At 53.9% G+C, this 24,259-nt stretch carries 20 protein-coding genes; 12 read left to right on the forward strand and 8 right to left on the reverse strand.

Annotation, left to right across the window (positions count from 1 at the left end):
- Position 1: 1 nt before the first annotated feature.
- Positions 2-1,819, reverse strand: a complete 1,818-nt coding sequence (locus tag Q4E93_RS22525) for a DUF885 domain-containing protein (RefSeq protein WP_303589140.1) — start codon at positions 1,817-1,819, stop codon at positions 2-4.
- 233 nt (positions 1,820-2,052) lie between these two features.
- Between Q4E93_RS22525 and Q4E93_RS22530 the strand changes: the two genes are divergently transcribed.
- From Q4E93_RS22530 to Q4E93_RS22540, 3 genes are all read left to right on the forward strand, one after another.
- A complete protein-coding gene (locus tag Q4E93_RS22530) occupies positions 2,053-2,922 on the forward strand; it encodes an OmpA family protein (protein ID WP_303589142.1) in 870 nt (289 codons plus the stop codon).
- Positions 2,923-3,043: 121 nt separating this feature from the next.
- Positions 3,044-5,419, forward strand: coding sequence for an ATP-binding protein (locus Q4E93_RS22535; RefSeq protein WP_303589144.1), 2,376 nt, complete (start codon positions 3,044-3,046; stop codon positions 5,417-5,419).
- 297 nt (positions 5,420-5,716) lie between these two features.
- Positions 5,717-6,565 (forward strand): hypothetical protein, encoded by an 849-nt coding sequence (locus tag Q4E93_RS22540; protein WP_303589146.1) that lies wholly within the window; start codon positions 5,717-5,719, stop codon positions 6,563-6,565.
- A gap of 6 nt (positions 6,566-6,571) precedes the next feature.
- Here the strand turns inward: Q4E93_RS22540 and Q4E93_RS22545 are convergent, their stop codons facing one another.
- Both Q4E93_RS22545 and Q4E93_RS22550 read right to left on the reverse strand, forming a co-directional pair.
- Positions 6,572-7,036: a hypothetical protein gene (locus Q4E93_RS22545; protein WP_303589148.1), complete on the reverse strand. Its 465-nt coding sequence runs from the start codon at positions 7,034-7,036 to the stop codon at positions 6,572-6,574.
- 72 nt (positions 7,037-7,108) lie between these two features.
- A complete protein-coding gene (locus Q4E93_RS22550) occupies positions 7,109-8,740 on the reverse strand; it encodes a Na+/H+ antiporter (RefSeq protein WP_303589150.1) in 1,632 nt (543 codons plus the stop codon).
- A 206-nt stretch (positions 8,741-8,946) separates the two neighbouring features.
- Here Q4E93_RS22550 and Q4E93_RS22555 point away from each other — a divergent pair, with 206 nt between their 5' ends.
- Together Q4E93_RS22555 and Q4E93_RS22560 are read left to right on the forward strand one after the other, a co-directional pair.
- Positions 8,947-9,444 (forward strand): META domain-containing protein, encoded by a 498-nt coding sequence (locus tag Q4E93_RS22555; RefSeq protein ID WP_303589152.1) that lies wholly within the window; start codon positions 8,947-8,949, stop codon positions 9,442-9,444.
- Positions 9,445-9,556: 112 nt separating this feature from the next.
- Entirely contained in the window at positions 9,557-9,835 is a 279-nt protein-coding gene (locus tag Q4E93_RS22560) for a hypothetical protein (RefSeq protein ID WP_303589154.1), read from the forward strand.
- Between the two features lie 132 nt (positions 9,836-9,967).
- Here the strand turns inward: Q4E93_RS22560 and Q4E93_RS22565 are convergent, their stop codons facing one another.
- Positions 9,968-10,336, reverse strand: a complete 369-nt coding sequence (locus tag Q4E93_RS22565; RefSeq protein WP_303589155.1) for a hypothetical protein — start codon at positions 10,334-10,336, stop codon at positions 9,968-9,970.
- An 83-nt stretch (positions 10,337-10,419) separates the two neighbouring features.
- Here Q4E93_RS22565 and Q4E93_RS22570 point away from each other — a divergent pair, with 83 nt between their 5' ends.
- Complete coding sequence (locus Q4E93_RS22570) at positions 10,420-10,578, forward strand: hypothetical protein (RefSeq protein WP_303589157.1); 159 nt, start codon at positions 10,420-10,422, stop codon at positions 10,576-10,578.
- On the opposite strand, the gene Q4E93_RS22575 is transcribed toward Q4E93_RS22570, so the two are convergent.
- Positions 10,575-16,124: an AAA domain-containing protein gene (locus Q4E93_RS22575; RefSeq protein ID WP_303589159.1), complete on the reverse strand. Its 5,550-nt coding sequence runs from the start codon at positions 16,122-16,124 to the stop codon at positions 10,575-10,577. The genes Q4E93_RS22570 and Q4E93_RS22575 overlap by 4 nt on opposite strands.
- Positions 16,125-16,143: 19 nt before the next feature.
- Positions 16,144-17,427 carry a M48 family metalloprotease gene (locus Q4E93_RS22580; RefSeq protein WP_303589161.1) on the reverse strand — a complete coding sequence of 428 codons (1,284 nt, stop codon included), beginning with the start codon at positions 17,425-17,427 and terminating at the stop codon, positions 16,144-16,146.
- Positions 17,428-17,704: 277 nt separating this feature from the next.
- On the opposite strand from Q4E93_RS22580, the gene Q4E93_RS22585 reads away from it, so the two are divergent.
- From Q4E93_RS22585 to Q4E93_RS22595, 3 genes are all read left to right on the forward strand, one after another.
- Complete coding sequence (locus tag Q4E93_RS22585; RefSeq protein ID WP_303589163.1) at positions 17,705-20,053, forward strand: ATP-dependent helicase; 2,349 nt, start codon at positions 17,705-17,707, stop codon at positions 20,051-20,053.
- Between the two features lie 133 nt (positions 20,054-20,186).
- On the forward strand, positions 20,187-20,741 hold the full coding sequence (locus Q4E93_RS22590; RefSeq protein ID WP_303589165.1) for a hypothetical protein: 555 nt from the start codon (positions 20,187-20,189) through the stop codon (positions 20,739-20,741).
- A 123-nt stretch (positions 20,742-20,864) separates the two neighbouring features.
- Positions 20,865-21,461 (forward strand): transposase, encoded by a 597-nt coding sequence (locus tag Q4E93_RS22595; protein ID WP_303589167.1) that lies wholly within the window; start codon positions 20,865-20,867, stop codon positions 21,459-21,461.
- Here the strand turns inward: Q4E93_RS22595 and Q4E93_RS22600 are convergent.
- A complete protein-coding gene (locus tag Q4E93_RS22600) occupies positions 21,454-21,807 on the reverse strand; it encodes an arsenate reductase family protein (RefSeq protein ID WP_303589169.1) in 354 nt (117 codons plus the stop codon). The genes Q4E93_RS22595 and Q4E93_RS22600 overlap by 8 nt on opposite strands.
- Positions 21,808-21,883: 76 nt before the next feature.
- Between Q4E93_RS22600 and Q4E93_RS22605 the strand changes: the two genes are divergently transcribed.
- Genes Q4E93_RS22605 through Q4E93_RS22615 form a run of 3 tightly spaced genes read left to right on the forward strand, consistent with a single transcriptional unit; the run spans position 21,884 to position 23,472 of the window.
- Positions 21,884-22,399: an RNA polymerase sigma factor gene (locus tag Q4E93_RS22605; protein ID WP_303589170.1), complete on the forward strand. Its 516-nt coding sequence runs from the start codon at positions 21,884-21,886 to the stop codon at positions 22,397-22,399.
- Entirely contained in the window at positions 22,386-23,021 is a 636-nt protein-coding gene (locus Q4E93_RS22610) for a hypothetical protein (protein ID WP_303589172.1), read from the forward strand. Before Q4E93_RS22605 ends, Q4E93_RS22610 begins: the two co-directional genes overlap by 14 nt.
- 22 nt (positions 23,022-23,043) lie before the next feature.
- Positions 23,044-23,472: a YybH family protein gene (locus Q4E93_RS22615; protein ID WP_303589173.1), complete on the forward strand. Its 429-nt coding sequence runs from the start codon at positions 23,044-23,046 to the stop codon at positions 23,470-23,472.
- 6 nt (positions 23,473-23,478) lie between these two features.
- Here the strand turns inward: Q4E93_RS22615 and Q4E93_RS22620 are convergent, their stop codons facing one another.
- A complete protein-coding gene (locus Q4E93_RS22620) occupies positions 23,479-24,252 on the reverse strand; it encodes a glycoside hydrolase family 25 protein (RefSeq protein WP_303589175.1) in 774 nt (257 codons plus the stop codon).
- Positions 24,253-24,259: the final 7 nt, after the last annotated feature.

The raw sequence follows: 24,259 nt of genomic DNA on the forward strand, positions 1-24,259 counted from the left end.
CCTAATTGCCTGCAGACACCTGCTTCGCCCATGCATCCATCTTTTTTTCCAACACCTCCAGGGGCATCGTCCCATCCTTCAAGATCTCATCATGAAAATCCGCCAGCCGGAACTTATCTTTCAGCATCGTCGTGTATTTGTCCCGCAGTTCCCGGATCTTCAGCGCCCCGATCTTATAGCCCAGCGCCTGCCCCGGTATCGCCATATAGCGTTCAATCTCCGCCGTTGCCCCTTCCAGGGATATCGCTTCATTATCCATCATGTATTTAATCGCCTCCTCGCGCGACATCCCCTTCATGTGGATGGCGACATCCACCACCAGCCTGATCGCCCGGTGCATCTCATCACCCAACGCCCCCATATATTGATAAGGGTCCGTGTAAAGCCCCAGCTCCTTACCCAGAGACTCGCAATACAGCGCCCATCCCTCCTGGTAGGCATTGCCCCCGCCAAAACGCCTGAATGACGGCAGTAATGTGTCTTCCTGTTGGAGCGATATCTGGTAGTGATGGCCCGGTATGGCCTCATGCAGGAACAGCGATTCCATGCCAGAGGTAGTATTGAATCTGGTTGCATCCAGGATCGGCACATAAAAAATGCCGGGCCGCTTGCCATCCGCCGAACCCTGGTTGTATTCCGCACTGGCGCTCGCAGCACGGAATGCTTCCGTCTGACGGATCTCAAAACCCGTCCTGGGCACATGATGGAACATTTTCGCCAAAGAAGGCTGCATCGTCTGGTGGATCTTCTCAAAAGCCGCCAGCACCTCCTGCGGTGTTTTATAAGGCATGAATCGCTTATCCGTCCTCATATAGGCAAAAAAAGCCGCCAGGTCTCCCTTAAATCCAACAACGGTCTTCACGCTGTCCATCAGGCCCCGGATGCGGGCGACTTCGCGCAGACCAGTCTGGTAGATCTCTTCCGGGCGCTTCATCGTGGTCGTCTGGTCCTTCACCAGGTAAGTATAATAATCGGCGCCACCGGGCAAAGCACTGATTCCCGAAGTCGCTCTTGCCTTTGGCAGATATTCCTTCTCCAGGAAATCCGCCAGTCTTTTATAGGCAGGTACAATACTTTCCCGGATCACCACTACATAGTCATCCTTCAGCCGCCGGATAGCCGCCGTATCCGTGGTAACTTTTTCCAGGCGCGTCGCAGGCGTATAAAAAAGGCTCTTCTCCGGCTGGTCCGTCACCAGGGCCCGCATCTCGGGGATCATCTTCACCACCAACGACCCCGGTAGTACGAAGTTTGCCGTAATCCCTTTTCTGAAATAAACGATGGCGCTATCCGCCCATGGGCCAAAAGCCCTGGCCCGATTCAGCCAGTCCTCATGATCCTTCACCGTGGCAAACGGCTGATAGCTGTCACCGCTGCCCAATTGCCCCAGCGTCAACGGCAATGCATAGAATTGGTTGAAAGGAATATAATAATAGGGGTATTTGAATGCTTCCAAGCGCGTGTTCAGCTCCCACTGCAAGATGTCGTAGCTGAGACCATCATTCTCGCCCAGGGAGCTCCTGTCAAACTTCGCAAGTCCATCTGTGAACTGAATGTAGAAATTTTTCAGGGAGTCACGATACGCATCTGCAAATTCCGCGGGCAGCTGGTCATTATATCGGGAGTCGCCATTCAGCGTGGCCTCCAGGGGTGAAAGCCGCATCCTTCCTTCATAATAATTGGAGAGGAACAGACCGAATGCCTTATTGTCTTCTTTGTTGCTTTCTTTCACTGAAGCCTCCTTTGGCATTAGCTTACAGGACACCAGCTGGACGAAAAGACAGCCTAACAATAATAATTGTCTCATTGCGTATCTCATTGCGCGTGTAGTTTAAAAATATTTATCAAAACCCTTCGGATATTAGGTTTTTCTATATGCAATTGTCTCTCTAACTGTTTTTTGGCATTAAATTAGCCTTAATTTATACAACACGAAATTAGCTTTTTTCGTTTGTTGAACTATCTTTGACATTATTCTATTGATCGCCAGGTTGATCGTCTGACCATCAGCGATGAAAGAATAGTTTAATTCTTTAAATAAATGATATTACTATGAAGCTTAAACAGACCCTTTTTTTCGGTGTTCTCTCAGCATTGCTTTTTACATCCTGCGTTAGCTCTAAAAAATTTAAAGCCGCCCAGGCGAAGATCGATTCTCTCACTGCAGCCAACGCAAAGCTTGCTGGTGATCTGAAAAATTGCAACGACCTTACCGCACAAGACGCCAGCCAAAAGACAGCCCTTCAGAACCAGATCGACGCACTCAACAAGCAGATCGATTTCCTGAAGCAGAACCACGACGCTACCCTCAAGCAACTGCAGGATCTTTCTGTCATCTCCAACTCCCAGGCAGAAAGCATCAAGAAATCTTTGGATAACATTGGCAGTAAAGACTCCTACATCCAGAACCTTCAGGCCGAACTGGCTCACAAGGATAGCCTGAACATGGCCCTGGTGATGAACCTGAAAGGCGCCATCGGCAACATGGATGACAAGGACATCAATATTAAGGTCGACAAAGGTGTTGTTTACATCGACATTTCCGATAAACTCCTCTTCAAGAGCGGAAGCTATGACGTGAACGAAGCCGCCAAGGGCGTGCTCGGTAAAGTAGCTACTGTCCTGAAAGCTCAGCCCGACATCGAATTCATGGTGGAAGGCCACACGGATAACAAGGCTTACCATCATCCTGGTCAGCTGAAGGACAACTGGGATCTCTCCGTCAAACGTGCCACTTCCGTCGTCAGGATCCTCCAAGGTCAGTATGGCCTGGATCCCGCACATATCACGGCAGCTGGCCGCGGCGAATATGTTCCCGTTTCTACCAATGATACGGACGAAGGACGTGCAGCTAACCGCCGCACCCGTATCGTGATCCTGCCTGCGCTCGATCAGTTCTTCAAATTGCTTGAAAAGAAATAAGTGTAATATACTAGCTAAGCCGTCCGCCCACTGGCGGACGGCTTCTTTTTTTCCTCCCGCCAATCATTTTAACCGCCTATTGTGCGTTATTTGTATTGTAACTCAACTAGTAGCCGGCTTTATGAGAGGATATCTCCGCAAAATAGGGTGGACCCTGCTAACGCTAACCTGTTGTCTCACCTGTTTTGCCGACCGGGAGCCCGCCCCCGTTGCCCGTAAAGGCCTGCTGGACCTGCGTAACACGGACCTGTCGGATCACCCCATAAAGCTTCACGGAGAATGGGGCTTCTACTGGATGCACCTCCTCTCCCCGGACAGCCTGACGGCCGCCGCTCCGGACTTTGCACCCTATCCCCGGCTCTGGAAAGACCTCCACCTCCACGGCCGGGACTATCCCACCCAAGGCTATGCCACTTACACACTCACCATTCTTTTACCCCGAAACCGGCCCCGTCTGGGCCTGGAAGTGCCCGATACGTACTGTTCTTATAAATTATATGTCAATGGCGCCGTCCAGTCCCAGAATGGACGGCCCGGCGACACAAAAGAAACATCCACCCCTTTCTGGGCCACCCGCACCGTCGTCCTGCCCCTGGCAGAGCCGGATACCATCGTAGTGGTGATGCAGATCGCCAATTTCTGGCATGCGAAAGGCGGACCGTATAAGGAAATACTCTTAGGCAATAAGGACGATCTCATCCAAAAGAAATACCAGGACGCCGCCTACGACTTTCTCCTGGCGGGGTGCCTCTTCATGGGAGGTCTCTTCTTCCTGGGCCTGTTCATTTTCGGCCGGCATGACAAGACCACCCTCTACTTTTCGCTCTTCTGCATCGTCTATAGCTATCGGATGGTGGGCACCGATACCTATACCCTTCACTCCCTTTTCTCCGATCTGAACTGGTTTGTCACCATTCGCATAGAATACCTGAGCCTTTCACTGAGCGTGACCCTTTTTACCCTGTACACCCGCCACCTCTATCCCGACGATGTCCACCCCATTTTCACGAAGGCGATGATCTGGTTCTGTCATACATATACAGCCATCATCCTGCTGACATCCACTGTTATCTTCACACGGTTCATGACCACATTCCTGGTGGTGATGTTCTTTTCCATCGCCTATGCCATGTTCGTTTACCTGAAGGCGGCCCGTCATAAACGCAGCGGCTCCCTATACGCCATGTTGAGCACAGCCATCCTGCTGCTCGTCTTCCTGCTGCTGAACCTTCATTTCTTTGGGTTCATTCCGCCGCTCCGCCTCATCGTCCTCACCGCCTATATTGCCTTTTTCTTTTTGCAGTCCCTCGCCTTGTCCCACCGCTTTGCCCAGACTTTTAAAACAGCCGCCATCCAGGCACAGCAAGGCCTCCGCACCAAGTCGGAATTCCTTTCCACCATGTCCCACGAGATCAGGACCCCCCTGAATGCCGTCATCGGCATGACACACCTGCTGCTGCGGAACGAACCACGCGCCGATCAGAAAGAAGACCTGGGCGTATTGCTTTTCTCTGCCAACAACCTGCTGTCCATCGTCAATAATATTCTCGACTACAATAAGATCGAGGAAGGGAAGATCGGCTTCGAGCAGATCCCCATGGACCTGCCCGCCATTGCCCGCAACATCGTGGCCGGCCTGAAGAATGCCGCCGGAGAAAAAGGCGTTTCCCTGTTACTGGAAGTGGACCAGCGCCTCGACCGCAAGCTCATCGGCGACCCCACCCGCACCAGCCAGGTGATCAACAACCTTGTGCACAATGCGATCAAATTCACGAAAGAAGGCTCGGTAAAGCTGATCATTCATGCCGATCTGCTGACAGAAAGCGCCGCCACCGTCACAGTCAAGGTGGTCGACACCGGCATCGGCATCGCAAAAGAAAAACAAAGCATGATCTTCGACCGCTTTACCCAGGCGGACTCCTCCACCTCCCGCAGCTACGGCGGCACAGGTCTCGGCCTTGCCATCACCAAAAGGATCCTGGAGTTGCAGGGCGTGGCCCTGCAATTGAAAAGCGAGCCGGGAAAAGGCTCCGAATTCTATTATACCCAAACACTTAATTTCAGCGAGGAAGCCATCGGCCAGCATGAGGAGTTCACTACATTCGCCTTCCGCGACCAGCTGCTGAAAGGCATCACCCTCCTGCTGGTAGAAGACAATCCCCTCAACGTACTGGTCGCCCAGACCATGCTGGAAAACTGCGGCGCTACAGTGGACGTCGCCACTAATGGACTGGAAGCCCTGGAAAAATTGAATGCCGCCCGCCACCGCCTCGTCCTGATGGACCTCCATATGCCCGAAATGGACGGCTACGAGGCCACCGTCCTGCTGCGGAAAAGAGGAGAGACCCTGCCCATCATCGCACTTACGGCCAGCACACCCAAAGAAGTAGAAAGCGAAGCCTATGCCGCCGGCCTCACCGACATCGTGGTCAAACCCTTCAACCCCGACGACCTCTACCGCGTCATCCTCCAGCACGCCGGTCCAGCCAACCAATAGCACCTAAACCACCCGCACCTAACCATCCCCACAATATCAAAGGCCAAAACCTTACAGCAAAAATTAGCCCCCTCCGCGGTCTGTCGCCATGCCCTGCCGTGAAGTCCGCCTTACCTTTCCTACGGTAGGGGATATAAGTTGATGCCGGGCAATAGTCCTGGTTCAATGTTGCATTGAAATTGATCGGAGATGGAAAGTACAGCGGCGGAACGGTTAGGGCTGGCGAAAAAGCAAGCAAAGCACCCTTGGCACATTTTTTTAATCTATTCCTAAAACCATAAAGCCAAAAACCCAAAAATGAAAAACATACGCCTCCTGGCGCTCACCAATTTCTGGTCCTTCCTCATCCACCTGGCCTTCTCCTGGCTCACCCAACTCAACATCATCAATGACACTGGCGTGGCAGACATATCCCATCGCTTCCCCTCCTTATTCTCGCCGGCTGACATCACCTTCGCCATCTGGGGCCTGATCTATCTCCTGCTGTTCATGCTCTGCATCTATCACCTGATCGCCGCATTCAAATACCCACCCACCCATTTCGCCAATGAGAACACCCAAGAAATGGGCGGCATGTTCATCTTCTGCAACCTCGCCACCGCCGCATGGCTCTATTGCTGGACCCATGCCTGGCTCGGCACTTCTCTGGCGCTGATCGGGCTGCAGCTGCTGCTGCTGCTTAGTCTCAATGTCAGCCTGCGGATCTACGATCGGGACGCCTCGACGGCATCAAAAATATGTACCCAGCTGCCGCTGAGCATCTGGTTCGGCTGGATCACCGTCGCCACCATCGCCAATGCGGACATTTATTTGCTCGCCATAGGCTGGCGGGGCATAGGACTATCGCAGGAACGTTTGACAGCCGTACTGATCGGCATCACCGTACTCGTCGGCCTTTGTATGATCCTGGGCAGAAGGAATATCTTTTATGGATCGGTGATCATCTGGGCATTGTGCGGCATCCTGCTACGGCACAACGCGACAGGCGCTTCCCCTTATAAGGAGATCACCCTGGCGGCAGAGGCCGGCGCGATCCTGTTAGGCATTGCCTGCCTGCTTCAGCTGGCCCGCAATCGCTCATACAGGCGACATCACCTCCGGCGTCACTATCCGTCGTTCCCGGAATCGGCGCACCCTTTAAAATAAGAAGAGTTACTTCAGCAGGTTCAATGCAGTCATGAAGGCGGGACGTTTCGTGGCCCAGCTGCTGAGGAAAGCCGCCGGCTTCAACCCTCCTTCCAGGCTCTTCAGCAGACCGCTGGCATCGGAGTAGGTTTTTACGGCACTGGCCGCCTGCGTGATGGTGCTTACATTAAAACCCTGCTTGAACATGTCGGGCTTGATAAAGCCCGTAAGAGAAGAAATACTGCTGGCCATGCCGACAGCATCTGTTACTTTGCTGGCCGCGCTCAGCCAATTTGCTTTACCGCCACTGGCCCAGCTGCTCAAAAAGGAGGTGGGTTTCAGCGCACCTGCAAATTGTTTCAGCAAGCCGCCGGCATTGGGAGACTTGGCACCTGTCAGCCCGCCCAATTGAGCCTGTGTCGTAGTTGCCGTCAGGCCTAAGATTAAAAATAAAAGGAGCCATTTTTTCCGAAGGATAACAATCTGGTTCATGGTGTTTTTCTCTAATATAAGACGTTTAATGCATATAAAACGCCGCCCGGCGCCGAAGATATCCACCAGGCATCAGTCACCGTCGCGTTTGATGGCGCTTTTTCCTTTTCCCGTCCTTCTGAACCGCGCTTCTTCCAGGTCCAGCTCGAATTCCTTGCTCCGTAACAGTTCATCGGAAAAGATCTTGTCATGACGCATTTGCGACAGCTCCCGGCGCTGCACAGCCACCAGCTCCAGCAGCAGCTGGCGATAGCGGGGAAGAAAGGCCGGGCTCAGATCCTTCCCTTCCTCTTTCTCCAGTTTCTTGCTGGTGATCTGCACCATCCGCTCATAACGCTCTTTCAGCCGATTGAAAGCATCGATGGAGGTCGTCTCCTCGCCGTAGGCTTCGGTGATATGGTCCAGCACGGCAGTGGCTAGTCGAAGACGGATGCTTAGCTGCTGCTCCTCCTCGTTTTCCTGTACCTCCAGCTTCAACAGGCGGACGAGGACCGGAAGACTGAGGCCCTGCAGCACCAGCGTGCAAAGGATGACGATAAAGGTGATAAAAAGGATCAGGTCCCGGTGAGGGAAAGGGACATCCTTGGACAGCATAAAAGGAACAGCCAGGGCGGAAGCCAGGGAGACGATCCCCCGCATGCCGCTCCAGCCGATGATGAATACCGCTTTTGTCTCGGGCCGCTGTTCCTTCAGCCGGATCTTCTTAAAGCAGATACGAGGCAGGTAAGCGCCGGGGAATACCCACAATATCCGGATGAAGATGGTTACCAGGCTGATCACCACGCCATAGATGATCGCTGATCCCAGGGAATATTCGCCCAACCCTTTTACGATGCTGGGTAGCTGGAGCCCGATCAGAATGAATACCACGCCGTTCAGGAGAAAAATAAGGACACTCCAGACGCTTTGGGATTGCAACCGTGAACTATAGGCCAGGGCATCATGTGACCGGTAGCTCACGAACAGCCCGCCGCTTACCACTGCCAGCACCCCGGAAAAATGAAAATGTTCCGCCGTGATATACATCAGGTAAGGCGATATCAAGGATATACCCGTATCGATGCTGGGCGTTGTCGGTAGCCAGCGGTGAATGGCATATACTCCAAAACCGATCAGCAAACCAATGGCGATACCCATCACGGCCACCAGGAGGAATTCCTCGCTGGCCTGCCACAATACGAACTTCCCCGTGAAAATGGCCGCCAGGGCAAAACGGAAAACAATGAGACTGGAAGCGTCGTTCACCAGGCTTTCCCCTTCCAGGATGGTCACCACGCGTTTCGGCACCTTCAACGTTTGCAGCACGCTCGTGGCCGCCACCGCATCGGGAGGGGAGATGATCCCGCCCAGGAGAAACCCTAACGCCGGAGAAAAGCCGGGGATCATCCGGGTGCTGACATACGCCACCGCGCAGGCGGTACAGATCACCAGCCCGAAAGCCAATAGACTGATAGGCCGGCGGAACCGCCAGAAATCCTGCCAGGAAGTATTCCAGGCCGCCGAATAGAGCAAAGGAGGAAGAAGGATCACAAAGACGATGTCCGGATCGACCATGATCCGGGGTATACCCGGAAAAAGACTGATCAGCAGGCCCGCGATCACCAGGAAAATAGGATAGGAGATCCGAAGCTTGTCACTCAACATGGACAGCATGGTGACGGCAAATAACAAGGAAATGATCAGTAATAAGTTATCCTGCAACATGCCGTAAATTAAAAAATTTAGCGGTATTTCCCTCTGGGGCATAAATTCCACACCCTTAATCAAGCTTCAAGCTGCAAGCGACAAGCTACAAGCAGGAATATATATGTTCCGCCAGCCTCCTAATCACTCTTAGCTTGCAGCTTGAGGCTTGTCGCTTGCAGCTCACATTGGCACGCTTTTCGACCCATCAATGAAAAAACACCGGTATGTTTAAACTAATGATCGCCGCTTGCCTCACACTATTGCTGGCATGTCAGCAGCCGGATACGAAAAATACTACAAAAGACTCCGCCACCGCAGCCGCCCTTTCCGCTCCAAAGGTTACACAGGCCCCCGACACCACCGTGCTCGACGGACCCTGGTTCCTGCAGCCGGTGCTCCCTTCCGATACCGCGGCGGGCAAAAGAGCCACCCTTCGGCTCGATCTGAAAAAAGGTCGCTTTGCAGGTAATACCGGATGTAATAATATGAGCGGAAAATTCTGGTACAGCGCCACCGATAGCAGCCTCACCTTCAGCGATAAGCTGGTCACCACAAAAATGGCTTGCACCGGGTTTAATGAAAAAGCTTTCCTCAAAAACCTGCTGCTCACCACCCACTATAAGCTCAGGAACGGCGTCCTTACCTTCCTGGCGGAAGATAAGACCGAATTGTCCCGCTGGGAACGGAAGCCGTCTGCCCCCGCAAATACCAGCAAAGCATAGTTCTCAGCCAATGTGAACTTTTCTTTCAGCCGATGGTTATACCAACAGGTTAATATAAACTTTACACCTTGGTAATATTAATAGACGAACTTCCTCCTTTAAACGCTGGAAGATGGTAGCAAAAAGCCTGATCGACCTCACCCGGGATCTGCTGAGCAGCGGCGTGTTCGACCACCTGCCCGATAATGAGATCGCACGACTGCGCTGGATGATCATGCAAGGTCAGCGCGAAGACCAGCTGCCGCTGCAACCCTTGTTCAGCTATTGGTACAGGGGCGATTTCTATTCCCCGAATGTTTCACCCCACCTCCTGCAGCAATGCAATGAGTATCTGCAACGTATGGGACAGCCTCTCCTCGATGCCTATGGGCAGGAGCTGTACGAGGCTTAAGCGAGCTACAAGCGGCAAGCTACAAGCCACAAGTTAGCTTATTTAAGTCCTATTCAATCCCTGGCTTGTCGCTTGGAGCTTGTAGCCTGAAGCTGTTCCCTGGCTTGTAGCTTGCAGCTTGCAGCTCGTCGCTCAAAGCTGCCCTCTATAATAGCCCCCCGGCCCCTCCAGCACCTTCTTCCACTGCCGCTGATGACTCTCCTGCCATTTCTTGTTCGGATGCACCCCCCAATTCACCGACTTCAGCTGCTCCCGCACAAAATCCCGTTGCTCCGGATGGACGAACATAGGATGGAGGTAAAACCATTTCGCATCCTTGGTCAGCTCCTTCCAGAAAGCGGCAAAATCCGCATAAACAGTCTCAAAGACCTTTACCTCGTCCTTGCTGTCATCATAAGTGCTGTGGCTATAAAAAAAATGGACCCCCGACAACCCCTTGACCCGGTACAAACTACCGCCGCTTTGCTCCGAGCTGATATCAAAATATAGTTCCCTCGACATGTTAACTCCCTCGATTTTTACGTTATTGTGGTCAATTTCAGTACCTTGAGTATAAATTCACCAATCAAACAACACCTATTCATATGGCATTGATCCCCAATAATAAGAAGAAAAAAGACGGCAAGGCCCTCGCTGGCCCGAAAAGCAATATACCCGGATTTCCCGCTGGGAAAGGCAAAGCCAACAGCAAAGGAGTGATTAAGAACACCCGGCTGACCGGCGGTTCACAACGAGGATCCTAATCCTCATATCCGGATCTCCGCTTTTCCAGTATCAATTTTTCCATTTCAGCCTGGGCTACCTCCCCGTCGGGAAAGGTTTTCAGCTGTATCTGTCCTTTAGCACCCCGCTTGCCCCAGCGGACCACGAGTTTATTTCCATCGACAGCGGCTTCCCAGAACCGCTCATTATTGCCCTCCCGTTGGTAAAGCCGGCGGAATGGCAGCTGATCATAGGGACTGGCCCCTGCATAACCTCCCGTGCCTACACCAACACCTGCCGACAACTCCTGCCCAAGCTCCACTTGCAGCTTGAAGCTTGTGGCTTGCAGCTCCACATCTCTCCCCACTTGCAGCTTGTCGCTTGTAGCTTGCAGCTCATGGCTCGCTTGCCGCTCCAATAGCTTACGGATGTGTTCCATGATTTTTTGTGGCTGGTGTAGCCAATCCCGTGAGAACACCTGCAGGACCTTCCACCCAAATCGCTCCAGTATAGCCGGACGCTGGTAATATTGTTCGATAAGATTGTCATTCAAATAGTGCCGGTCGTCATCCAGCAGGATCCCCAGCCTGTAAGCCGGGTCTTCCGGCCTGGCCTTCACCGCCAGCGAACATTTGAAATCCGACTGCCCGATCTGCTCGTCCACGACATAACCCAGGGCCTGCAGCTGCTGCCGGATCTGCTGCCGTACCAGGGAAGGACGACTGTCCGCAGGACCCTCCTGCTTACGCAGCACCAGGCTGTCCAGTATGCTCCGGGCGCCCTGCATCTGCCCCAGGCTCACCATCTCGGCATATTGCAGGAACCTTTTTAAATAATTGGCCCCTTCGTTGTATTCGTTGGTAATGGCCCCATGCCGGATGCTGCTGACCACCGCCATATGGGTTCTGGCCCGGCTGAAGAGGACATTCAATCTTTTTTCGCCGCCTTTCTTATTAATTGGGCCGAAGTTCATCAACATCCTGCCCCTGGCGTCAGGTCCATAACAGACGCTCATGATGATAATATCCCTTTCATCACCCTGTATATTCTCCAGGTTCTTTACAATGAGCCCCGTGAACTGGTCATTTTCCGTGCGATTGTATGCCTCTTCCAGCTGTTGGGCAAACACGCCGTCTTCCTCGCCCAGCGATGACAAGGCGCCTTCGATCACATGCTGCTGCTCCTGGCTGAAAGCAACGATGCCGATACTTTCCTTTGCTTCCCTGCGCAGCAGTTCCCGCACCAGGTGCGCGATGTACACCGCCTCACCCTGGTTGCTTCTCTTCTCATACACGCTCCCCTCCAGGAAATGGTAGCTGATACTGCGGTCGAAGAGATAATCCGTCTGCTGACTGGCCTCCCGCACATTGCTGACGAGAATGGGGGGCTTCTCCGTCTTGTGGATCGTCTTATCAGGAATGGTGAGCAGCCGGCCTTCATAAAAAGCATGGTTGCTGAAGCTGATCAGCGTCTCATAATGGCTCCGGTAGTGCCAGCTGAGCAAGGTGCTGTCCAGCTTACGGGCACCCTGCGCCAGCAGGCTGTCCACGTCGTCGCTTAGCCATTCATCCTCCTCTCCGTCTGCCAGACCTTCCAGGTCATCCGGATCCTCTGCCTTGGCGCTGAAAAAATCCGTGGGCGGCATCTGCTTTTCATCCCCCACGATGATCGTCTGGCGGCTGCGGTAGAGTGCCGGCACCCCTTCCTCCAGCGTGATCTGGCTGGCCTCGTCGAAGATCACCACATCGAAATGATCGCTGTCCAGCGGAAGACTGTCGCTGACGCTATAGGGGCTCATCAGCCAGACAGGCTTGATATCCTTCAATACCCTGCCGCTCTCCCGCGACGACAGCTCCCGGATGCTTTTATAGCGCATGCTTTTGCCGAACTCATTTTCCAGGATCTTTCGTCCTTCATTATAGACCTTCTTGAATTTCTTCTGCTCCTCGTTCAGCTGGCTGGCCGCCATATTGGCCAGGTCCATCTGCTGCAGGAAACGCTGCCGGATGAAGGCGCGGATCAGGTCGGCATTCACCTGTTGCAGCTCCGCATAGCACTCGCCCAATGCCTGCACCGCCTTATCCAGCGCCGGCCGGTCGATACGGGCAAACTCCCGGTTCGATTGATACACGGTCTGCAAGGCCTTACGCGCGATCACCGCTTCCGCCTGCCTGGGAGATAACATAAGCCCGCGAAGCATGCTTTTCACACCTTCCGGCAATTCGGTAAAGCGCCGGAGCGCAGGCAGCATCTCCCGTAAGCCATCCGCATTCAGCCGGATATTCTGCAGCTCATCCCGCAGGCCTTCCAGGCTCTCCGGTGCGCCCGGATCATGCAGGCATTCTTTCAGCCGGCTTTCCAGGTCCACCAGCGGCTGGTGCAGCGAATGCAGGGAGATCACCACGGCGCCCGCCTCCGGATGACGAAGCAGATACACCAGCGAAGGGTCGTCCTTCTTTTGATGAAGGATACCGATGCCAAGCCAGGCCGTATCCGGGTTGTCCAGGCGATAATCTTCCCTCAGCCGCCGTTTTACCTGCTCCAGTAGCCGGGCCTGCTCGTATTCATCTTTTAAATGCTCCAGGATGCTGCGATAGGAAGGCTTTACGGCATGCGCTGAAAAATCATAGCAGGCCTGCAGCTGCTTCTTTAATTTTTGCCAGCCCCCGTTCAAAAAGTTCAGAAATGCTTTTTCCTGTTTGACCGCCAGGTCCAGCGCGTGCGACAGGTCCTGTTCGACAAGCTTCTCCTTCCAATGGATATTTTTCCGCAGGGCTTCCTGGTATGTTTCCTGCTGCGATTTGTATTCGTTAAAACGCCGGATGAAGGTCCGGGCTTCCTCCCCGGAGGGATCGGCGAGCCGGAAATTATCGGTCAGCACCAGGGGATGCAGCAGCACGGCAAATTGCACCAGGCTCTTCAGCCTTGCCGGATGGCTCCGGTGCTCCTGCGCTACCCGTGCCCCTGCCAGCTTCCGGTCCACCGCGTCCAGGAGGTCCAGCGCCTGACCCAGGGCAGCGTCCAGCATCCGATGCGGATGCTCCGCCAGGAAAATGCGTTCATGCACCTTGCTGAAAGGATGACCCGCGAAGATCGGGTCCGAACCCGCCTCTTCCAGCGCTGCTGTCAGCTGATGGACCACGCCGCTGGCGGCCTGCCACGCTGCGTAGGCAGGCAAGGCCTCCTCTTCCAATGCGGAAAGGGCCACGAGGTCCGGCCGCAGCTCGATGATGCGCTCGATCAGTTTTCTAACGGTAATGCCTATCTCCTGCTCTCCTCCGGTGCTGGTGACATGGAACTCCTTCAGCAGGTCTACCTGCCGGTTCATCCTGTCGACCAATGCGGCACGCTGGGCCCTGAGCCCAGGCAGGTCCATCCGGCGTGCCGTGAAATCCTCGTATGTCGAGCGCAGGTTGCGGATGAACTCCCGCTTATCCTCCTGGCTGTCGTGAATATAGCAGCACAGCTCATCCAGGCCGTTTTGTTTGAGCCGGTGATAGACCACGTCCAGCGCCGCCCGTTTTTCACAGACAAAAAGGATGCTTTTACCCCTGGCTACATAGTCCGCGATAAGATTGGTAATGGTCTGGCTCTTGCCCGTACCCGGAGGACCTTGAATGATATAGCTGTATCCCGCACGGCCTTGCAGGATAGCCCTCGCTTGTGTCGGGTCCGCCTGGATGACATGGTGCCAGTCGTCCGTCCGGTTCAGATCGAAAGGATGCTCTTTAAAGGTTCTGGGCTGCTCGCTGAACAGCGCGTCGAATACGGGGTGCTGCAGCTGCTGGTCGATCACCACATTGTAATCCCTCACCAGGCTCATCTTCTTGTAGTTGAAATTACCCAGCACCATATGACACACATCGAAATCCCAGGTATAGGGATTGTTTTCGCTCTCCGCCAGCTTGTACAGCTCCGCTTCCCGGACAGCCGGATCCCGGGCTGGCAGATCGCGCTCAACTTCCCGGGCGACGGGCTCCGCCGTCTCCATCAGCCGCTTAGGGGCGCTTTTCCTACCCCCCTGCACGAGGAACTCGAGAAAGCCCTTCTCCGTCCCGATCCTTTGACGGAAGATCTCCAGGCCCAAAGGTTGGTAGTGCTCAGGTTTATAGCTGTAAGGAATATGGTGATGGCTGCTGAGACCCGGTTGACGGCGCAGCCGCTTCCGGTAATTATGAACGGTCTGACGGGCCTCGCCATGAATGAGCCGGATCCGGGGCTTGCTGATATAGTTCAGCACGATACCCTGGTTGGCCTCGTCAATCTGGGCTTTGACGGATTGATAGAACTGGGCGGGGTCCGTTTCGTCCAGGTCCACGAGGTCCGGCAGCCGGATGCCATACAGGTCTTTCAATTGCCCCGCCAGCACCGGGTTCACCTCGGCCGCATTGTCCAATACCTTCAGCACATAGTGATCTTCCTTTAGCTTCTTGTTCTTCTTCAGGGACACCGGAAGCAATAGCAACGGGCTTTGTATCCGTTCGTTGGGGTCCTCTTTCAGGTTGTGCCAGTTGAGGAAGGCGATCACCAGCTTCAGCTGGTTGAACCCATATTCCTGTATGGCCCGCTGGGATTCCACCCGCACGCGGTCCAGAGAGGAAGGCAGGTAGGCATGATCGTCAAAGCGGAGGTACTTGTTCAGCACGATCTCCTTCATGCCGCGGAACTTTTCGGCCAGTTCCTCGTTCCAGGTGAAAAGATGCTCCGGGCGAATGCTCTGGTAGTGCAGCACCACCGGCACGCTGCTGACCGTCAGGTTCACAAATCGCATGTTCGGCTTGTAATACAGCAGCCTGTTCCGACGGCTGGTATCGAACAATCGGTTGCGCAGCTTATTCAGGATGAATGCATCCCGCTGCCTTAGCTCCTTATTGACCCAGCCAGCCACCCGGCTGAGGTCCGTTTGCTTTTCCGGATCGTAATCCCGGTAATGCTGCAGGTGCTCGATCACATCGTAGAGGTCCTGCGTACGGCGGCTCCTGTCCAGCTCCGTCATCTCCGTGATCAGCCTGACCACCGTAGGATGGAGGCGATCATTATATTGAGACGGGTTGGATCGGATACGGGCGAAAGACACCAGGTCATCCGGTTCATAGAGGTCCAGCCCCAGGGCCATGCTGCCCAGGATCAACCCCAGGCAGAAAATATCCGTCTGCGGATCATGATGGCCCAACAGCTGCTCGAAACATTGATAGCCGGGTACATAGGAAGGGTAGGACAGGGGCTGCCCGAAGTCCAGGTGCACTTGCAGGTTCTCCTGCTCGATAGCATCCTCTCCCGCATCTGCACGAAGCTTTATCTTACCCACCACCTCGAAGTTCGCGGACTGCACGCCGGGGAAAAGCGCCAGCACACGGCGAAGGGCATACGAAGGGGCCCGGGCCTGCTGCTCGTCGATGTCCAGGGCTTGCTCCGTAAGGAATAAAACCTCCTCCTTTCCAAAAGGAGCCACCAGGCCCGCCTCATGGAGACCGCACACTTCGCGGAACAGGGGCAATACAAAAGCGATCACGTCGTCCGTGGTATATTCCCCTTCGTCGAAGGCGCTTCGCAGGAAAACTTTAAAATAAGTTCGGTTACTTGACATAATAGTATCGGATTAATCCTCACACCTCCTTTAAGGTATCATACGCAGCTATCATCTGCTGCCGCTGACGCTCCCATTGTTTATCGGTATAAGACAGCTCTTTCTTCATGACAGGCTCGAAAACTTCCAGCAGGCCCAGGTCCCCGGCAAGTCGCAGCGCATACCCTGCCGGCACATCTTCCAGGTCCGGGTCCGCCAGGGCGAAGTCCAACAGGACATACGCAAAATATTCCCGAATGCTGGCATGCGCCCCAACCAGGAAAGCCTTCAGCTTTTCAATGTCCCCTTCGGCGTCCGGCGACAGGTCCGCAAAATATTGCCTGGCGAGGCTCACCACCGGTGCAGACCTGAACCACTTTGGCCGGAGATAATACACCACCAACCCCTCCGTAAGCCCGGCCAGGTTCTTTTGCGCCAGCACATCCAGCCGGTCCAGATCCATGACCCCCTCGATCATCTGCGCAATGACCGGATCGGGACCCGCCTTGCCCGAATGAACCGACGTATTCGTCCCCCCACTGGCGGAAGGCTCGTTGTCCGCGGTGTCCCCTTGCTGGCTCAATGTCCCATTACGCTCAATGTCCCCCCAAAGCTGCAATGCCCGGGTGCGGATAAAATTCTCCGGGTGGGTCAGCGATGCCGACTGGACCCCCGGCCCCCCGGCAAAAATGGCTTCCGCCTGCCGGATATAGCTGTCCGCATGCACCACGGAAAGTCCCGTCGCCATCTTCAATAGCATCGTGATCACGGGCGTAGGATCACCCAGGACCCCACAGGCCGCCCGGTCACAATAGATCTCAGTGTACAGCCGGAACAGCCGGGCCGTTTCATACTGGGCCGCCTCACTGTCGGGACTGTTGGCGATGGCCATTATGATCCGGTCGGTGATCTCCAGCTCCCCATCCAAAAGGGAATTGAATTTTACGTGGGCCAGCTCATGGGCGATCAGCGCCAGCAGCTCCCTTTCATCAAGGATCTGTAATAATCCCCCGCTGAACACGATATGCGCCTCACCGGCCAGGCAGACAATGCTGGCATTCAGCTCCGGCTCATGGGTAATTGCCTGGTAAGCAGTCACTGCCAGTCCACCAAGGCCTAATTTTTCCCGGGCGGCCTGGATCTTTTCATATAATAGGGGATCACTGCCTCCATTAAACTGGTAGGTGTTCTTTAAAAGCTCCGTCTTAAAGGCAGTCAGCTGCTCCTCCCTTTTCGGGGCGGCGGCAAAAAATGACCAGATCCCGGGCTGCCCTTTGAAATAATCCCGGATCTTAACATGGTAAGGCAGCGGTTCGGATAACATTAGATCTTTTTCTGATTTGAAAGTGTGCGTCAGGACTCCATCGTCCCTCACCTGGCCTGCCTGCGCACAATTCTTTACATGTGAGGCTTAAAGCAGATACCATCAGTAAATCTAGCTAAACTTACCCTCAGTATCAATACCCCTCCGATACATTTAACAACCCGTAAACCCTCCCGCTTCCCACCTGAGCCTCAGTCTCTTAATGTACAGCTCTTAAATGACCCCTGGCTTGCAGCTTGTAGCTTGAAGCTTGCGGCTAATTAATTATCTTCGCACCATGAGTGACTATATCAACGGCCTGAACGAACAGCAGAGAGAAGCAGTTTTGCACAAGGATGGACCGATCATGATCGTGGCAGGAGCAGGCAGCGGTAAGACAAAAGTCCTCACCACCCGCATCGCCCACCTGCTCGCGCAGGGAGTGGATGCATTCAACATACTCGCCCTCACGTTTACCAACAAGGCGGCTAAGGAGATGAAAGAGCGGATCGAAAAGATCCTGGGCAATTCCAATGCCCGCAGCCTGTACATCGGCACCTTCCACAGCGTCTTCGCCCGCGTCCTCCGGGGGGAGGCCCACCGGCTCGGCTACCCCAGTAATTTCACTATATACGACACGGATGACGCCAAAAGCGTCGTGAAGACCGTCATCAACGAGCTGAACCTCGACGACAAGCACTACAAGCCGAATGTGGTATACAACAGGATCTCCCAGGCCAAGAACAGCCTGGTGGGGCCCGCCGAATATGCCAATGATTATGCCATCCAGCAGGAAGACATGCGGGCCAACCGCCCGGCCATCGCCCAGATCTATGCCGCCTATGCCCAGCGCTGCTTTAAGAATGGAGCCATGGATTTTGACGATTTGCTTATCAAAATGTACCAGCTGCTGAAAGAGCATCCCGAAAGCCTCCATAAATTTCAGCACAAGTTTAAATATATCCTCATCGATGAGTACCAGGATACCAACCCCGCCCAGTACGAGATCATCAAGCTCCTGGGCGCCGCACATGAGAATGTCTGTGTGGTAGGGGACGACGCCCAGAGCATCTATAGCTTCCGCGGCGCTACCATCGAGAATATACTGCAGTTCCAGAAAGACTACGACGATGTTAAGGTGGTCAAGCTGGAACAGAATTACCGCAGCACCCAAAGCATCATCAAAGCCGCCAACGAAGTAATAAGGAACAATAAGGGGCAGATCCCGAAAAATCTCTGGACGGATAATGCCGAAGGGGAGAAGATCCGCCTGGTGCGCATGATGACGGATAATGAGGAAGGAAAATTTGTGGCCGATACCATCCAGGAGCAGAAGCTGCGCAACCATTTCAACAACCGCGACTTCGCTATCCTTTACCGGACCAATGCCCAGAGCCGCGCCTTTGAAGAAAGCCTGCGGCGCATGGCGATCCCATACACCATGTACGGCGGCGTCAGCTTCTATCAACGCAAGGAGATCAAGGACCTGATCGCTTACCTGCGGATCATCGTCAATCCCCGCGACGAAGAGTCGCTCAAACGCATCATCAACTATCCCACGCGGGGCATCGGCAAAACGTCCATCGACCGTGCCGTCCTCGCCGCCAACGAACACAATATCACCCTGTGGGAAGTCCTGGAAAAAGCAAGGGAATTCGGATTCAAGGCCGGCACCCTGGAAGCCGTAGAGAATTTCGTGCTGATGATCCGCAGCTTTGCCAGTATGCTGGCCACCAAGAATGCCTACGAAGTGGCCACCCACGTAGGCAAGCAAACCAATCTCGTCAAAGAGCTTTTCAACGATAAGACCACCGAAGGGCTCGCACGGTACGAGAATATCCAGGAATTGCTGAACTCCATTAAAGAATTCACGGAAAGGCCGGATGAGGACGGCGTGCTGGAGGAAGAGGTAAAAGGCCTGGGCAACTATCTGCAGCAGATCACGCTGCTGACCGATGCGGACGAGAAGGATCCCAATGCCGATACGGTAAAGCTAATGACCATCCACGCCGCAAAAGGCCTGGAATTCTCCTGCGTATTTGCCGCCGGACTGGAAGAAATGCTGTTTCCCAATGCCATGGCAATCAACACACGCGAAGAGCTGGAGGAAGAAAGAAGATTATTCTACGTCGTCATTACCAGGGCCAAGCAAAGACTGTGGATCACCTACGCCAATACACGCTACCGGTTCGGGCAGCTCGTCCAGAATGAGCCCAGCCGCTTCATAGAAGAAATACCCTCCGATTTCCTGGACCGCAGCTTCGCCGGCGGCGGCGCCCGCAACCAGGGCACCTTTGGCGATAACAAGAGCGCTTACGACCGGATGCATGGCGGCAGCTTCGGCAACGCCGCGTCGCAGGCCGAGAAAAAATACGGCCCGCCTCCGGCCAAAAAAGATACCAGGCCCGCATACGTTCCTCCTAAGCCATACATGAAGACCATCGAACACAATCCAAGCCCCGACTTCGTCGCCAGCGATACTTCTGCGCTGCAGATTGGGCAAAAGGTCGAGCACCAGAAGTTCGGTTTCGGAGAAGTGGTCAGCATGGAAGGATCAGCGCACAATCCCATTGCAACAGTGAAGTTTCAATACAATGGGGAGAAGAAGATCATGCTTAACTACGCCAAGCTGCGCATTGTGGAGTAGCCACAACGGGAATTTTTCCAAGGACGGGAAAAAATTCCGCAGCAATAACCACAAAGGAAAAATTTGCCCTTGCTAATATCCGGGGAAGGTCGGGTAATTATTGATTTTAACAAAAGTTTGCTATCTTTTACGCATGACCGAAATGTACAAGATACAGCCTGATGGATTGTATTTTGTAACCCTAACCGTAGTTGGCGGGATCGATGTTTTCACCCGCCATGAATATTGTGATCTGCTGGTTGACAATCTGAATTACTGCATTGAGCACAAACGGCTGCGGGTATACGAATATGCTATCCTACCCAGTCGCCTGTATATGATCGCAGGTGTGGAACAGGGAAGATCAAACCTTCCCAAAGTCCTGAGGGATCTGAAAAGCACTTCAGCTAAACAGATCCTGAGGGCCATTGCCGAGCATCCTACCGAGACCCGCAAAGAATGGCTCCTCCGCCTTTTTCAATTCTTCGCCAACCGGTATCAGAATGACTCCGAACATCATTTCTGGCAATTCGGCAACCAGCCCGTGGACCTCGACAAGTTTGTTAAAAAAGACCATCCCCTTCCATCCCCCCTGGCCAGCCTTATGAAAGAAAAAATAGTCGACGCCCCCCAGCATTACCTTTATTGCAGCGCTTACCCCCTCCAAAAAGTTAAATTATTCCAGCCAGACCCCGGCGTCCTCCCCTAGGCAATAAAAAATTAAGGCACTTCCCGCACATGTAAGGCCCGGATTTTGTAACTTGTACGTATCCCTCATCCCATACCTGTCAGTACCCTGTATTTATTTTATCACATAAATGAATAAATATTTATGCTGGCAAACGATAAGCACCTCGGATCCCGGGAAGCCTGTTATTTCCTCACATTGAATGTGGTGGATAGGATCGACGTATTTACAAGGCCCGCCTACAAGCAGGTAATAGTCGACGCATTGAATCATTTTGTGGAAATAGGCCAGGTGTCCGTTTATGCCTGGTGCCTGATGACGCACCACCTGCACCTCCTCGTGAAAACCCCCGAGGGCAGCGGCCCCGCCTATTTTGAAAGGGATTTTAAGAAATATACCACGCCCGAAATATTAAAGGCCATCGAAGTGGAGATGGATCTCCGTAAAGACTGGATGCTGCAGCGCTTCGAGGACTTTGGCAAATCCCTCAAACGCATTGAAAAATGCCACCTCTGGCAGAATTGCAGCAGCCCCTTGCACATTGACGCCACGCAGCCCGACCTGCTCATGGCCCGGATCGAGCACATCCACGAGAATCCCGTCCGGGAACGGATCGTCGACCTCCCCGAAGCCTATCTCTTTAGCTCGGCACGCGATTATGCCGGGGGAAAGGGCCTGGTAAAAGTGAAGGTGGCGCAACAGCCCGGCATTTCGAAGATCAAGCTGCTGTCCGCTAACTGAGCACCTCCTTCAGCGCCGCCACCGTCTTTTTCTCGCTGCCGACAAAGATCTTGCCGCCTACCAGTGCCACTGGCCGCTTGAGGAACGTGTATTCCTCCAGGATCAGCTTGCGATAGTCTTTCTCAGTCAACTGTTTATCGTTGAGTCCCAGCACCTTATACTTCAAGGACCGCCGGCTGAACAACGCTTCGTAGCTGCCCGCCTTCTCTTTAAGCTGATCCAGCTGCGCCGGCGTTATCTTCTCCGTTTTGATATCCTGCAGATCAAAACCCTTCTCCTCAGCCCCGATCTCCTCCAGGATCCGGTTGCAGGTGCTGCAGGTAGAAAGACAAAATATTTTCTTCATGGCGCGAAGGTAATATTTTCACCATCCCGGCGACAAATGCCGGGACCAACCATTTATTTTTGTAAAAACCCGCAGTTTGCAGGCGCCCCACACACAGGAGGAATTTATAAAGCTGGTGCAGGAGCACCGGGCCATGCTGTATAAGGTGTGCCGGCTTTATTGCTTTTCAGAGGACGACCGCCAGGACCTTTTCCAGGAAATAGTCATCCAGCTCTGGAGAGCCTACCCCGCCTTCCGGGGCGAATCCAAATTCAGCACCTGGCTTTATCGCATCGCCCTGAACACAGCCATCTCCAACCTCCGCAAGCAACGCAGACGCCCCTCCCCGCTGAACATAAATGAGCTGCCCGCGTCCCTCCAGGACATGAGCTATCCCGGAGAGGAAGAAGAACAGCTGCAACAACTCTACGCCGCCATCGATCGCCTGTCGGAGATCGAAAAAGCGCTGGTCATGCTTTACCTGGAAGACCGCTCCTATGAAGAAATGGAAGAGATCCTTGGTATCAATCAAAACAACCTGCGGGTGAAGATGAACAGGATCCGCGAAAAATTACGCAAAATGACAAAGGAGGCCACTTATGGAATTAGATAGCCTGAAATATGCATGGCGCACCCTGGCGTCCAAACCCGTTCCGGAGAAAAGCCCCGAACAGATCCGCGCACTGCTGCAGGGACGCTCCAAAGGCCCCGTGGCAAAAATGCGGCGAAACATGGTGGGCGAGCTGCTGCTTATCCTGGTCACCTATACCCCCGCCATCCTCTTTTATTTCCTGGAATTTGACGGCAGGCTATCCGGGGTCGCCTGGCTCTTTGTGCTGTTGCTGGTCATCCTGGCCGTCTATTTTCACCGGAAGAGCCGGCTGCTGAAAGCCATGCAGTGCGCCGATCACGACGTCTGCGCCAGCCTGCGGCAGCAGGTGGCCACCCTGAAAAGATACATCCGCTTCTATGTCCGCGCAGGCACCGCCATGATCCCCATTATGACCATCCTCACCTGGCTCATCATCCGTTGGAAATTCCCGCCCCTACCCGGGGCAGACCTTTTCTATCGCATCAGTGGATCACCCTGGTGGCAGCATCCCCTTACCTGGATTGGCCTGCTCATTCCCGTCACCGCTGCCGTCTATTTCCTCAATGTATGGTATGTGGGGCGGCTGTATGGACAGCACATCCGGAAATTGGAGGACCTGCTGCGGGAAATGGAAGAGGTGTAGTAACTTTCCGCAAAAATAACCCATGAGAAGAACCTCCCTCCTCTTCAGCCTCCTGCTCCTGCTCTCCGCCCCCTCCTTTGCACAATCCGGCGACGAATCCACCATCCGCCAGATCCTGGCCGACCAGATCACCGCCTGGAACAAGGGCGATCTCGATAATTTCATGAAAGGCTATTGGAAAAGTGACTCCCTGACCTTCATCGGCCAGGCCGGTATCACCTACGGTTACACCGCCGCCCTGAATAATTATAAGAAACATTACGACACCCCCGATAAGATGGGAGAGCTGATCTTCACCCTCCTCAGGCTGGAAAGGCTTTCCGCCGAATACTATTTCGTCGTGGGTAAATGGCAGCTGAAAAGAAAAGCCGGCGACGTCGGCGGCGTGTATACCTTATTGTTCCGCAAGATCGATGGTCGCTGGGTCATCGTGTCCGACCACAGCAGCTAGACCTGATCAATTCACCAACAACTTCTTGAACTCCACACTATCCCCGTTAAAAACATCAAAATCCACCCTCGTAACAATCCCATTCACCCTCCCCAGCTCACTGTGCTGCCAGAAGGTCCATTCCCTGTACGTCCGGGGCCGCTCCTTCTGCAGGTAATGCGCCACCCATAAAGGAAAACCATCAAAGTCATCCTTCAGGAACTGCCGGTAAAAATCCACATTGGTATACACGATCGGCGTGACATGATAATATTCCTGTATGGTCAGCAGCCAGTCCCTGGCCCTTTCCCGCAGCTTGTCCGCCGGCACCCCATACGTCTGCTCGATATCCAGCACGGGCGGAAGGTCTCCCGGCGACAGCTCCACGGAATTGATGAAATTCTCTGCTTGTGCCTTGCCGCTCTTCGTGGCCAGGAAAAAGTGATAGGCCCCCCGCACCAGCCCCGCATGCTTCGACTTCTTCCAGTTACGCTGGAACAACGCATCCTCATTGCCCAACCCCTCCGTCGCCTTGATGAATGCAAATCCCAGCTGCACATTCCCCACCCGCATATCCCGCACGGATTCCCAATCGATGACATCCTGGTATTTGGACACATCGATGCCATGAATCGTATAATTAACAGGAATGTCTATCCCGAATTCAGGATAGCGGACAAAATGGGCCCTTCGCTCCATCCACCAGTCATATGCCGCAAAACCCAGCATGACGACCATCCCAACCCCCATAGACAATAATATGATCTTCCAGGCAATATATTTGTTCGATGCTTGCGCCATAGCTGCG

It is taken from the genome of Flavitalea plasmicola (genome assembly GCF_030546645.1).
Lineage (GTDB): Bacteria > Bacteroidota > Bacteroidia > Chitinophagales > Chitinophagaceae > Puia.

Excerpts from the sequence above, each read along its gene's own strand:
- Q4E93_RS22570 (WP_303589157.1), top strand. The coding sequence starts at position 10,420 with ATGGCATTGATCCCCAATAATAAGAAGAAAAAAGACGGCAAGGCCCTC.
- Q4E93_RS22530 (WP_303589142.1), top strand. The coding sequence starts at position 2,053 with ATGAAGCTTAAACAGACCCTTTTTTTCGGTGTTCTCTCAGCATTGCTT.
- Q4E93_RS22590 (WP_303589165.1), top strand. The coding sequence starts at position 20,187 with ATGACCGAAATGTACAAGATACAGCCTGATGGATTGTATTTTGTAACC.
- Q4E93_RS22550 (WP_303589150.1), bottom strand. The coding sequence starts at position 8,740 with ATGTTGCAGGATAACTTATTACTGATCATTTCCTTGTTATTTGCCGTC.
- Q4E93_RS22595 (WP_303589167.1), top strand. The coding sequence starts at position 20,865 with ATGCTGGCAAACGATAAGCACCTCGGATCCCGGGAAGCCTGTTATTTC.
- Q4E93_RS22600 (WP_303589169.1), bottom strand. The coding sequence starts at position 21,807 with ATGAAGAAAATATTTTGTCTTTCTACCTGCAGCACCTGCAACCGGATC.
- Q4E93_RS22535 (WP_303589144.1), top strand. The coding sequence starts at position 3,044 with ATGAGAGGATATCTCCGCAAAATAGGGTGGACCCTGCTAACGCTAACC.
- Q4E93_RS22585 (WP_303589163.1), top strand. The coding sequence starts at position 17,705 with ATGAGTGACTATATCAACGGCCTGAACGAACAGCAGAGAGAAGCAGTT.
- Q4E93_RS22525 (WP_303589140.1), bottom strand. The coding sequence starts at position 1,819 with ATGAGATACGCAATGAGACAATTATTATTGTTAGGCTGTCTTTTCGTC.
- Q4E93_RS22565 (WP_303589155.1), bottom strand. The coding sequence starts at position 10,336 with ATGTCGAGGGAACTATATTTTGATATCAGCTCGGAGCAAAGCGGCGGT.
- Q4E93_RS22555 (WP_303589152.1), top strand. The coding sequence starts at position 8,947 with ATGTTTAAACTAATGATCGCCGCTTGCCTCACACTATTGCTGGCATGT.
- Q4E93_RS22580 (WP_303589161.1), bottom strand. The coding sequence starts at position 17,427 with ATGTTATCCGAACCGCTGCCTTACCATGTTAAGATCCGGGATTATTTC.
- Q4E93_RS22545 (WP_303589148.1), bottom strand. The coding sequence starts at position 7,036 with ATGAACCAGATTGTTATCCTTCGGAAAAAATGGCTCCTTTTATTTTTA.
- Q4E93_RS22540 (WP_303589146.1), top strand. The coding sequence starts at position 5,717 with ATGAAAAACATACGCCTCCTGGCGCTCACCAATTTCTGGTCCTTCCTC.
- Q4E93_RS22575 (WP_303589159.1), bottom strand. The coding sequence starts at position 16,124 with ATGTCAAGTAACCGAACTTATTTTAAAGTTTTCCTGCGAAGCGCCTTC.
- Q4E93_RS22610 (WP_303589172.1), top strand. The coding sequence starts at position 22,386 with ATGGAATTAGATAGCCTGAAATATGCATGGCGCACCCTGGCGTCCAAA.
- Q4E93_RS22615 (WP_303589173.1), top strand. The coding sequence starts at position 23,044 with ATGAGAAGAACCTCCCTCCTCTTCAGCCTCCTGCTCCTGCTCTCCGCC.
- Q4E93_RS22560 (WP_303589154.1), top strand. The coding sequence starts at position 9,557 with ATGGTAGCAAAAAGCCTGATCGACCTCACCCGGGATCTGCTGAGCAGC.
- Q4E93_RS22620 (WP_303589175.1), bottom strand. The coding sequence starts at position 24,252 with ATGGCGCAAGCATCGAACAAATATATTGCCTGGAAGATCATATTATTG.